At 42.0% G+C, this 12,088-nt stretch carries 9 protein-coding genes; 4 read left to right on the top strand and 5 right to left on the bottom strand.

The annotated features are described in order from the left end of the window. From ACJAT7_RS15000 to nrdA, 4 genes are all read right to left on the bottom strand, one after another. Positions 1 to 1,503: tetratricopeptide repeat protein (locus ACJAT7_RS15000; RefSeq protein WP_415227610.1), on the bottom strand; the 1,503-nt coding region annotated here is incomplete at its 3' end. A gap of 157 nt (positions 1,504 to 1,660) precedes the next feature. Next, the gene (gene yfaE, locus ACJAT7_RS14995) at positions 1,661 to 1,912 is read right to left on the bottom strand and encodes a class I ribonucleotide reductase maintenance protein YfaE (RefSeq protein ID WP_415227609.1); all 252 of its coding nucleotides are present in this window, start codon (positions 1,910 to 1,912) and stop codon (positions 1,661 to 1,663) included. A 6-nt stretch (positions 1,913 to 1,918) separates the two neighbouring features. Further along, positions 1,919 to 3,064 (bottom strand): class Ia ribonucleoside-diphosphate reductase subunit beta, encoded by a 1,146-nt coding sequence (gene nrdB, locus ACJAT7_RS14990; RefSeq protein WP_415227608.1) that lies wholly within the window; start codon positions 3,062 to 3,064, stop codon positions 1,919 to 1,921. A gap of 117 nt (positions 3,065 to 3,181) precedes the next feature. Then, entirely contained in the window at positions 3,182 to 5,452 is a 2,271-nt protein-coding gene (gene nrdA / locus ACJAT7_RS14985; protein ID WP_415227607.1) for a class 1a ribonucleoside-diphosphate reductase subunit alpha, read from the bottom strand. 618 nt (positions 5,453 to 6,070) lie between these two features. Here nrdA and ACJAT7_RS14980 point away from each other — a divergent pair. Then, on the top strand, positions 6,071 to 6,265 hold the full coding sequence (locus ACJAT7_RS14980) for a hypothetical protein (protein ID WP_415227606.1): 195 nt from the start codon (positions 6,071 to 6,073) through the stop codon (positions 6,263 to 6,265). A gap of 90 nt (positions 6,266 to 6,355) precedes the next feature. Here the strand turns inward: ACJAT7_RS14980 and ubiG are convergent, their stop codons facing one another. After that, entirely contained in the window at positions 6,356 to 7,078 is a 723-nt protein-coding gene (gene ubiG, locus ACJAT7_RS14975; protein ID WP_415227611.1) for a bifunctional 2-polyprenyl-6-hydroxyphenol methylase/3-demethylubiquinol 3-O-methyltransferase UbiG, read from the bottom strand. 258 nt (positions 7,079 to 7,336) lie between these two features. On the opposite strand from ubiG, the gene gyrA reads away from it, so the two are divergent. From gyrA to hisC, 3 genes are all read left to right on the top strand, one after another. After that, on the top strand, positions 7,337 to 10,066 hold the full coding sequence (gyrA, locus tag ACJAT7_RS14970) for a DNA topoisomerase (ATP-hydrolyzing) subunit A (RefSeq protein WP_415227605.1): 2,730 nt from the start codon (positions 7,337 to 7,339) through the stop codon (positions 10,064 to 10,066). A 64-nt stretch (positions 10,067 to 10,130) separates the two neighbouring features. Then, a complete protein-coding gene (serC, locus tag ACJAT7_RS14965; protein WP_415227604.1) occupies positions 10,131 to 11,219 on the top strand; it encodes a 3-phosphoserine/phosphohydroxythreonine transaminase in 1,089 nt (362 codons plus the stop codon). 13 nt (positions 11,220 to 11,232) lie between these two features. Continuing rightward, a partial coding sequence (gene hisC / locus ACJAT7_RS14960; protein WP_415227603.1) for a histidinol-phosphate transaminase occupies positions 11,233 to 12,088 on the top strand: 856 nt, incomplete at its 3' end.

Genomic DNA, 12,088 nt, shown 5'->3' with positions numbered 1-12,088 from the left:
TTCACCTGTTTGGCTATCTGGTTGACCATATTTCTGGGCGAGATCGGTTTTAATGAAGCCGATAAGTTGCGGGTTGCTTCTCCCCACAAAGGTATATTTTGCGCTGACAAAGCGATCTTCTCTTGTGTATGTTACCTCGAGTTCACTGCTCCCACGTATAACTGCCCCGGTAAAATAGGTATCCGACAAATTGTTAATATCTTCATCAATGGCGATTATTGTTTCTGTTTTTATCTGCTTTCGTAACGTCTGTCGATCGGTGCAGGCAATAAGGAGTGAAAATAGCTGGGTTGTTGCACTGTCAAAACAGCGTAATTGTTTAGACAATAGGTTATAACGCGCGATTGCCCACTCCTGTGTCGATTGTTGATAAAGCTTCAGCGCCTGTTGTAGATCCACCGCAATGCCTAAGCCATTTTCATACAGGTGGGCTAATCGTGCATGGGCTAAATTATAACCAAGTTGAGAAGCCTTTTGATAACGTTGTACCGCTTTTGCGGGATTTTTTGCTATTATATCCCGTCCTTTTTTATCAACAACACCCTGTTCATAAATAACACCGAGTCGATATAACGCTTGTGCATGATTCTGCAATGCGGCGCTATTGTACCAATCGATTGCCGTGTAAATATTTTGTTCTATGCCCGTGCCATTTTGGTACATAGTCCCGAGTTTGAATTGCGCTGCACTATTGCTTTTATTGGCCGCCTCTTTGTACCATTTTAATGCTTCTTGTAAATTGCTGTCACCCCCTTTTCCTAACTCGTAAAATTCAGCGAGTTTGTAAGCAGAAGGCGCATAATAGTTATTTGCTGATTTTAAGTAGAGAGATTTTGCTCGCCGATAATTTTGGGGAGAGCCCCTGCCATACTCATGCAAAAGGCCGAGATGATACTGGGCGAGGGCATCTCCCTGTGAGGCTGCTTTGTCATACCATATAATGGCCAAATTGTAATCTTGTTCAACACCTCTGCCTGACTGGTATATTTTCCCAAGATTAATTTGTGCTGTGAGGTGTCCTTGTGTTGCCGCTTTAGTAAACCAATGCAAACTTTCACTATCACTTTGTACAACGCCTAAGCCTTGCTGAAAATGTGTACCCAATTGGAATTGGGCGATCGCATCACCTTGGTTGGCCGCTTTTAAAAACCACTTTACCGCTTCTTGATGATTTAAAATAACCCCCGTACCTTTGTTATACATAGTAGCCAGTACGTATTGTGCTGCAGCGTCGCCTTTATCTGCCGCTTTTGTATACCAGTAGATAGCTTGCGTATAATTTTGTGTGACACCCTGACCGCTTTCATAGAGCCAGCCTAAGGTGTATTGCGCAGCGGGATCACCCGCCTCTGCCAATGGTTTCCATAGCTGCATCGCACGTTGATAATCACCCGCTTGTGCTGCCTCATACCCTTGGGTAAATTCAGAACTGGCGAAAACAAATTGACTGCATAACAGAGAGAGTCCGATTGACCAGCAAGATAATCTCGAAAAGTTTAGCATTGCGTAAATTTAATATCCTTATCAACAGCCAAATCTATAGTTAAGTGTAAAGCATTTTAAAAACGAAAAAAGAGAGCGCCATAGCGTATGTTAAACATTTGTGAATTAACTCACTGTTAAACAAATCTGGCGCTTTTCCTTTATTACATTTCTTTAATTAATAGGTGCTCATTCTTATATTGTCTTTGCTGGTGCTGCAACAAGTTAATACCTCCCCCTCACGATAATAAGCCAGTGGATCGTTTTTATATTCAACTTCTCCACTGTGTAGTTGGCATCGGCAGGCACCGCAGTAGCCGTCTCGGCAATGATATTCCACTGAAATTTCCTGCGCTTCCAAATTCTCAAGCAATGTTTTTTGGGTATCTAATGGATATTCAATACCGTTGACGGTTAATTTTAGTGACATGCGCGCCTATAACTCAAAACTGCTTAGATCTTCGCTATCCACTTTACTGTTGATTTGCCCCACTAAGTAAGAACTGATTTCCGTTTCTTGAGGTGCAACTTGTACGTTATCACTGACTAACCAGTGGTTAATCCACGGGATTGGATTGCTTTTCACATCAAAAGGCGCTTCGTAACCTATTGCCTGCATACGCTGGTTGCTAATATATTCAACATACTGGCATAAAATCTGCTCATTAAGGCCAATCATTGAGCCATCTTTGAACAGATATTTTGCCCACTCTTTTTCCTGCTCTGCCGCCTTCAGGAATATGTCACGGCCTTGCGAAAAACATTCAAGTGCAATTTCAGCCATTTCCGGATCATCTTTACCATCCGCCCAGAGGTTTAAGATCTGTTGGGTCGAATTTAGATGCAGGGCTTCATCACGGGCAATCAGTTTGATTATTTTAGCATTACCTTCGAGTAAATCGCGCTCGGCAAAAGCAAATGAACAGGCAAAAGAAACGTAAAAACGAATCGCTTCTAAGGCATTAATAGAGCAGATACATAAATACAGTTTTTTCTTTAAGGCGCGCAGTGAAAGCGGCTCTTTATCACCCTGTAGGTTAATATATTCAAGCGTACTCTGCTCCAAACCGTGCAGTTGAAAAAACTGAGTGGCATGGATCAGTGCATCATAATAGCCGGCAATATCAGATGCCCGTTTGCGGATCTCTTCATTACTGACAATATCTTCAAAGACCTCACCCGGATCGGTAAATAGATTACGCAGGATATGCGTGTAACTGCGGCTGTGAATTGTTTCTGAGAAAGACCAGGTTTCAATCCAGGTTTCAAGCTCTGGCAGTGAAACAATCGGCAGCAGGGCGATATTTGGGCTGCGGCCTTGAATTGAATCAAGCAGAGTCTGGTATTTCAAGTTTGAGATAAAAATATGCTGTTCATGATCCGGCAGGTTCATAAAATCGATACGATCCCGACTTACATCAATCTCTTCCGGGCGCCAGAAGAAACTTAGCTGCTTTTCGATTAATCTTTCAAATACTTCAAAGCGCTGTTGGTCATAACGTGCGACATTGACCGGATTACCAAAAAACATCGGTTCTTTCATTGCGTCATTGGGGATAAGTGAAAAAGTTGTATAAGCCATTTTGCATCTCCATGCTGAATTTATCTGCCTGAGGCTGCTCAAGAAAAGTATCAGGCAGCAGTAAAACTAAAAAGCCCGTTCAAAAAAGAGCGGGCAAAACGAAGACTCAGTAGTCAGTTATATTTTACATGCGCCGCCCGCACAGTCGTCATCTTCGATAACATTCTCATCGTCAGCACCGTCACGGGTATTATGGTAATACAATGTTTTAACGCCCATTTTATAAGCGACTAAGAGATCTTTTAAGAGGTTGGTCATTGGCACTCTGCCGTCATCAAAACGTTTTGGATCATAATTGGTATTAGCTGAAATAGCCTGATCGACAAATTTCTGCATAATACCGACCAGCTCTAAATACCCCTGGTTATTAGGAATGGTCCATAATAATTCGTAGTTGTCTTTATATTTATTAAATTCCGGTACCACCTGCTTTAAAATACCATCTTTGCTGGCTTTAATACTGATAAATCCACGCGGAGGCTCAATGCCGTTGGTCGCATTAGAGATCTGACTTGATGTTTCCGAGGGCATCAATGCAGATAATGTTGAGTTACGCAGACCATGTTTAACAATATCACTGCGCAATGTTTCCCAATCTAGGTGGTAGGGTTCATCACAAATCTCGTCTATTGATTTTTTATACGTATCCAGCGGTAAAATACCTTGCGAATAACGTGTTTCATTAAATTTAGGGCATGCACCGCGCTCGGCAGCAAGTTTATTGGACGCTTTTAAAAGGTAGAACTGGATCGCTTCAAAGGTTTTGTGGGTTAGATTATTGGCACTGCCATCTGAGTATTTAACACCATTTTTAGCCAAATAATAAGCATAGTTGATAACGCCTATCCCCAGTGTGCGACGTGCCATACTGCTGTTTTCTGCCGCTTTAATCGGATAATCCTGATAGTCCAGTAAGTTATCCAGTGCGCGAACGGTTAATTCAGCAAGCTCTTCTAATTCATCTAAAGATTCAATCGCCCCCAAGTTAAGTGCGGATAGGGTACAGAGTGCGATTTCACCCTCTTCATCCATAATATGTTCAAGCGGTTTAGTCGGCAGCGCAATTTCCAGACAGAGGTTACTCTGACGAATCGGTGCCACCTTGCTGTCAAACGGACTGTGCGTATTGCAGTGATCGACATTCTGGATATAGATACGGCCTGTACTGGCGCGCTCCTGCATCAATAAGGAGAACAGTTCAACTGCGGAAATTGATTGTTGGCGAATAGCTGGATCACCCTCATATAAAGTATATAAGCGCTCAAATTCGTCTTGATCTTCAAAGAAGGCATCGTATAACCCTGGTGTATCAGAGGGACTGAAGAGCGTGATTGATTTACTTTCAATTAAACGCTGATAAAACAATCGGCTTAACTGCACACCATAATCCAAATGGCGGACACGGTTTGAATCGATACCGCGGTTATTTTTTAGAACAAGTAAAGATTCAACTTCAAGATGCCAGATAGGATAAAAAACTGTTGCTGCACCGCCTCGTACACCGCCTTGAGAACATGATTTTACAGCGGTTTGAAAGTATTTGTAAAAGGGAATGCAACCGGTATGGAATGCCTCACCGCCACGTATGGAGCTGCCTAATGCGCGGATTCGACCTGCATTAATACCTATGCCGGCACGTTGCGATACATATTTTACAATAGAGCTGGCTGTTGCATTAATTGAATCTAAGCTATCGCCGGTTTCAATTAATACACATGAGCTAAATTGACGCGTTGGTGTACGAACGCCGGACATAATAGGCGTCGGCAGTGAAATCTTAAACTGCGATGCTGCATCATAAAAACGTTTAACGTAATCTAAACGTACCGATTTATCGTAATTTGAAAATAAGCAGGCAGACACCAAGAGATAAAGAAACTGTGCGCTTTCGTAAATTTCACCTGTTACCCGGTTTTGAATCAGGTATTTACCTTCCAGCTGTTTAACCGCGGCATAGGAGAAGTTTAAATCACGATCGTGAACGATGAATTTCTCCATCTCTTCAAATTCTTGCTTACTGTAGTCTTCAAGCAGATGAGGATCGTATTTGCCTTTAGAGCACATTTTACTGACATGTTCAAAAACACTGGGCGGCGTGAAACGTCGGTAAGCTTTTTTACGCAGGTGAAAGACGGCAAGATGCGCGGCTAGATATTGGTAATCTGGCGATTCTTCCGAAATAAGATCAGCGGCTGCTTTGATCATGGTTTCATGAATATCATCGGTACGAATGCCGTCATAAAATTGAATATGTGAATTTAACTCAACCTGTGAAACTGAAACGTTATTTAGCCCCTCCGCAGCCCAAGTAATGACGCGGTGAATTTTTTCGAGGTCGATATGTTCTTTTTTACCGTTACGTTTAGTGACAAACAGGTTTTTATTCATGCGGTTTACCTTCTTTCTGGCGGCAGTGATTTTACTTTAATAGATTTGATGGCTATAGAGTTAAAACACTACATCTTGTGCTTGATTTATTTGTGGGGCACAAGATAACGTTTTTATTATTTTTATCAAGTTAATATTTATGATCTTGAAATGGATTATTTGTGGAAAAATTGGTTATAAAAAAGCAGGTTAGTGCTGACTAACATTTACCTGTAAGTCAGCGCTGTTTTTTGTAAAATGCAATGCTTATTTGTAAAAAAGATTAAGTGGAAAAGTAAGGTTTGTTAAATAATAAAATAGTTGCATAATTTGAAGCCAGGTCATTTTTTGTACATTTATTTATGAGGTATTTATTTTTTATTGAAAGATCTGTTCAGACAACCCCTAACTCTAGTCGTCTATTTACTGGGTTGTGCAGATCACACAAAACAGAACAAGTTTGTAACTGCTCTGCCTGCTGCGATTTGAAAATTGATCTATGTCAGTGTATTTGTCTTTTTTATTGAGTTTTATCTAAAAATAGAGAAGTTAATGAGTTGTTAGTGCCGTTGATGACTAACATTAAATGAAAGTGCCTCAATGAATGCGCTTAGACTTGAAAACAGAAAGGGGGATATTATGAAATTACTTATGCAACCCAAATGCTATACCGATATTTGCCTGCATGGTAAGTGGTTTCATCATGATCACGGTGATACCAGTGCTTATATGCTCGGCTCTCGAGAGATTTTTGAATTAGGTATGATGCCGACCACAGATGAAGAGCTTGAAGCATGTCTTGAGCCCATTGCCATAAGCCAGCTTTTTGCTTGATAACCTTTAGTTTGATGTTAACCGGTGGTAAAAAAGCGCGAATCCTTTTCTAGTGCTCTATAGATAGAAATAAGCTGCGCTTTTTACACTTTAACGCTTCACGCAACGTAACATGTAATTGACATTGACATTATTGGTGATTACAAACTCACCGGACAGAATATTAAATTCTACTCCGCATAAGTCTATGCAATTTAACCTTGTTTTATCAATTGCGCTGAGCAGCTGTGATGGGCGAATAAATTTTTCATATTCATGTGTGCCTTTTGGCACCCATTTTAAAAGGTGCTCTGCCCCTAATACCATCATTAAATAGGCTTTAAAGGTTTTATTGATGGTCGAGAAATAAACCGTCCCACCTGGTTTTACCATATCGCAGCAGGCTTGAATAATAGCCGCAGGATCGGGAACATGCTCGAGCATCTCCATACAGGTGACCAGATCAAACTGTCCCGCATGCTGCAAAGCAAACTCCTCGGCCGTTATTTTTCGGTAATCAATGTCAGCTTGTGTTTCTAGGGCGTGTAAGCGTGCAATTTGCAGAGAAGCGTGTGCCATATCGATACCAATCACTTTTGCGCCTTGTTTGGCCATGCTTTCAGCGAGGATGCCGCCACCGCATCCGACATCAACAATTGATTTGCCAAATAAACCGTCAACGCCGCGTTCGATATAGGCAAGCCGAGTTGGATTGAGCATATGCAGCGGTTTGAAATCACCTTCTAAATCCCACCATTGTTCAGCCATTGCGGAAAATTTTTCAATCTCTTTCGGATCGACATTATTGGTTATTGAATTATTTTTTGCAGGCATACGCTTTACTCTATTATCTGAAGTCGTCGTATTATAACCCGATAATTTTAATAATAAATTCATTTTACGATCTGTTATCTCTGAGTGGCATATCGTTTTAAAACGTGGCATAAGCTGTTTTTTTGTATAGACTGCACATTATCCCATATTCAGGCGAACATTTGCTGTGAATGCGTTTATTCATGGCAGATTTATGCTAATATGCGCAACTCACTAAAATTCAGTCGATATTATAATAAATTAAGGATTTAGGTCTCTATGAGCGAATTTGCCTCTGACGTTTCTCCAATCAACATTGAAGATGAATTAAAGAACTCTTATCTTGATTACGCAATGAGCGTTATTGTTGGGCGAGCACTGCCTGATGTGCGCGATGGTCTTAAACCGGTTCACCGCCGTGTTTTATTTGCAATGAGTGTATTGCGCAATGACTGGAATAAACCTTACAAAAAATCAGCCCGTGTGGTTGGTGATGTAATAGGTAAATACCATCCTCATGGCGATACTGCGGTATACGATACGATAGTCCGTATGGCACAGTCATTCTCCTTACGCTATATGCTGATTGACGGACAAGGTAACTTCGGTTCTGTCGATGGTGACAGTGCGGCTGCGATGCGTTATACGGAAATCCGTATGGACAAAATAGCCCATGAGTTATTAGCCGATTTAGATAAGGATACCGTTGATTTTGTACCTAACTATGACGGTACCGAATATATTCCTGAAGTTATGCCAACAAAGATACCGAATCTATTAATTAATGGTTCATCAGGTATCGCTGTCGGTATGGCAACCAATATCCCACCGCATAACTTAGGTGAAGTGATAGATGGTTGTTTGGCCTTGATTGATAATTCCGATCTGACCATTACTGAATTGATTGAATATATTCCCGGTCCCGATTTCCCAACCGCCGCTATTATTAATGGGCGCAAAGGTATCATTGATGCTTACCATACGGGACGCGGTAAAGTAAAAATCCGTGCAAGAGCTGAAATCGAAGTTAATGACAAAACCGGGCGTGAGACAATTGTTGTTCATGAACTGCCTTACCAGGTTAATAAAGCACGTTTAATTGAAAAAATTGCGGATCTGGTAAAAGATAAAAAAATTGAAGGTATCAGTGCACTGCGTGATGAGTCAGATAAAGACGGCATGCGTATGGTAGTTGAAGTAAAACGTGGTGAAGTGGGTGAGGTGATTTTAAATAACCTTTATGCACAAACGCAGATGCAGGTTTCATTTGGTATTAATGCGGTTGCATTAGATCACGGTCAACCTAAACTGTTTAACCTAAAAGAGATGTTGGAAGCGTTCATTTTACATCGCCGTGAAGTAGTTACACGCCGTACTGTATTCGAACTGAAAAAAGCCAGAGACAGAGCGCATATCCTTGAAGGGTTAGCTATCTCACTGGCAAATATTGAGCCAATTATCAAATTGATTCGTAACTCTGCCACCCCTGGCGAGGCAAAAATCGAACTGCAATTGCAGGGTTGGGAGCTAGGTAATGTTGCGGCAATGCTTGAAGCCTCCGGTGTTGATGCGGCTCGCCCAGACGGTTTAGCGATTGAGTTTGGTGTGCGTGATAATCAATATTTCATGACTGAGATTCAGGCGCAGGCAATTCTTGATTTACGTCTCCATAAATTAACCGGTCTGGAGCATGAAAAAATATTAGGTGAATACAAAGAGCTGCTTGAAATTATCGCAGCCTTGGTATTTATCTTAGGAAACCCGGAACGTTTAATGGAAGTTATCCGTGAAGAGTTAATGGAAATTAGAGCAAATTATGCCGATCCGCGTCGCACCGAAATCATGGCCAGTGAAACCGATCTTTGCATCGAAGATCTGATCACCGAAGAAGATGTCGTCGTGACACTTTCCCATCAAGGTTACGTTAAATATCAGCCATTGACTGATTACGAAGCGCAACGACGTGGTGGTAAAGGTAAATCTGCAACTAAGATGAAAGATGAAGATTTCATCGAAAAACTATTAGTTGCCAGCACCCACGATACGATTTTATGTTTCTCTACGCGTGGCCGCTTATACTGGTTAAAAGTATTCCAGTTACCTGTTGCTTCACGTCAAGCGCGCGGTCGTCCAATTGTAAATATCTTACCGCTGGAAGAGGGTGAGCGTATTACTACGATTCTGCCTGTTCGTGAATATCAAGACGATAAATTTGTGTTTATGGCGACAGCCAACGGTACAGTTAAGAAAACAGCATTAAGTGCATACAGTCGTCCGCGTGCCAGTGGTCTGATTGCGATTAATTTGAATGAAGATAATGAGTTAATTGACGCGCAAATCACTGATGGTTCAAATGAGATCATGATCTTCTCTGATGCAGGTAAAGTAGTTCGCTTTAAAGAATCGGAAGAGATCTTAGCTGTTGATGAAGAGGGGGCACCCATCTTAGATGAGAATGGCAACCAGGAAATGAAGTTTAAAGGTGTACGTCCAATGGGCCGCACAGCAACTGGTGTTCGGGGTATTAAACTTAAAGATGGCGAGAAAGTTGTCTCTTTGATTGTGCCAAATGAAACGGGCCATATCTTAACCACCACTGAAAACGGTTACGGTAAACGTACACCACTTTCAGACTACTCGCCGAAGAGCCGTGCAACGCAAGGTGTTATCTCAATTAAAGTGAGTGAGCGTAATGGTAAAGTGGTAGGGGCGGTGCAAGTTGATGACAATGATGAAATCATGCTGATCACCAACAGAGGTACGCTGGTACGGACGCGTGTTGATGGGGTGTCAATCGTCGGCCGTAATACGCAGGGGGTTACCTTGATTCGTACTGCAGAAGATGAGAAAATTGTTGCCTTGCAGCGGATTGATGAAATTAAGGATGCGCCTGTTTATGAAGAGGAAGGTGAGGCTGTAGAGAGTGAGACAGTGTTACCGAGTGCAGAGGCCGCTGATGCAGTTGAAGACATTGCATCAGACGACACGTCATCTGAGCCCCAAGAATAAACAATTCAGACATTAAAATAAGCGGCTTTTGCCGCTTATTTTGTTTTAAGAGACGAACAATCATATGACTAAAATATTTAATTTTTGTGCAGGTCCCGCCATGCTACCTGAAGCGGTAATGCAACAAGCACAACAAGAATTTTGTAACTGGCAGGGAATGGGGGTTTCTGTTATGGAAGTCAGTCATCGCAGCCCTGAATTTGTCGCGATGGCGCTGCAGGCTGAGCAAGACCTGCGTGATTTGATGGAGATTCCTGATAATTACAAGGTGTTATTTTGTCATGGTGGTGGTCGTGGACAGTTTGCAGCTGTGCCATTAAATCTGCTTGATGATAAGTTAGATGCCGATTATCTGTTAACCGGGCAATGGTCTAAACATGCCGTTGCTGAAGCGAAAAAACATGCCCGTATTGCCGAAACGAATATCATCACGGAAACTGCCGCTGGAAAAGTGGCTGTGCAGCCCGGTGCTGATTGGAAAATTAATGCCGGCGCGGCTTATGTACATTACTGCCCGAATGAAACGATTGAGGGTATTGAGATTTTTGATATACCGGAAACCGGTGTTGTACCGCTGGTTGCTGATATGAGCTCGACAATTTTGTCGCGGCCTATCGATGTATCCAAATTTGGTGTTATCTATGCGGGCGCGCAAAAAAACATAGGCCCTTCGGGTTTGGCGATAGTCATTGTTCGCGATGATCTGCTGGGTAAAGCGCGTCAGGTAATTCCTTCTATTTTAGACTACAAAGTACAAGCTGATGCGGGCTCTATGTATAACACGCCGCCAACTTATGCCTGGTACTTGGCGGGATTAGTCTTTAAATGGCTTATCGATCAGGGCGGTCTGGTTGAAATGGAAAAGAAAAATATTGCCAAGGCAGCGCTTCTTTACAACTTTATCGATAACTCCAACTTTTATGCTAATAACGTTGATAATAGTGTACGCAGCCGCATGAATATCCCGTTTACATTGGCCGATGAAAGCTTAAATGATGCCTTTTTAATCGAGTCAAAAGCTGCCGGACTGTTGACACTTAAAGGTCATAAGTTAGTGGGGGGAATGCGTGCCAGCATCTACAATGCGATGCCGATTGAAGGTGTGCAGGCATTAGTTGACTTTATGTCTGATTTCGAGAAAAAAAAGCGTTAATTAGGAATAGCAGATGAGTTGTGATTTTTCAAAACTGGCTAATAGTGGCGTGCAAAAGCTGCGCCCTTATCAAGCAGGTAAACCCACTGATGAGCTAGAGCGTGAGCTTGGCATTAGCAATATTGTAAAACTGGCTTCTAATGAAAATCCATTGGGTTTAAGTGATTTAGTTAAAGTCGCTCTGCAAAAAGAGTTGCGTGAATTAACGCGCTATCCTGATGCCAATGGTTATTACCTCAAACAAGCACTGGCAACCAAATATGCAGTCAACTTAAATCAAGTGACCTTGGGCAATGGATCCAACGATCTGATTGAGTTGATTGCACGTGCATTTGTCAGTGAACAAGATGAAGTGATATTTTCGCAGTATGCTTTTGTGGTCTACCCCATGGTGACCCAAGCTATTGGTGCAAAAGCAGTCGTCGTTCCAGCTAAAGATTTCGGTCATGACTTAGATGCAATGGCCGCTGCCATTACCAGTAAGACCCGGCTTATTTTTATTGCCAATCCCAATAATCCAACCGGCACATTTTTAACACCAGCAGAGCTTAACGCCTTTTTATCTAAAGTACCTGAAAATGTGCTAGTGGTATTAGATGAAGCCTATTTTGAGTACGCCGATCCGGCGCTTCGCGGTAATGCGATAGCGTGGATTGACGCGTTCCCTAACCTGATTGTGTCACGCACTTTTTCAAAAGCTTATGGTTTAGCCGGGTTACGTGTTGGTTATGCTATTTCAAATCCGCAAATAGCTGATATTTTAAACCGAGTTCGTCAGCCCTTTAACTGTAATGCGTTAGCCCTTAAAGCTGCGGAAACTATTCTCCAGGATAAACAATATTTACAGGACGGCATCGCATTAAATAATG

It is taken from the genome of Psychromonas sp. (genome assembly GCF_047632995.1).
In the GTDB taxonomy this organism is placed as follows: Bacteria; Pseudomonadota; Gammaproteobacteria; order Enterobacterales; family Psychromonadaceae; genus Psychromonas.
The sequence above is the reverse complement of the archived record's forward strand: the minus strand, read 5'-3'. Positions and strand labels throughout refer to the sequence as shown.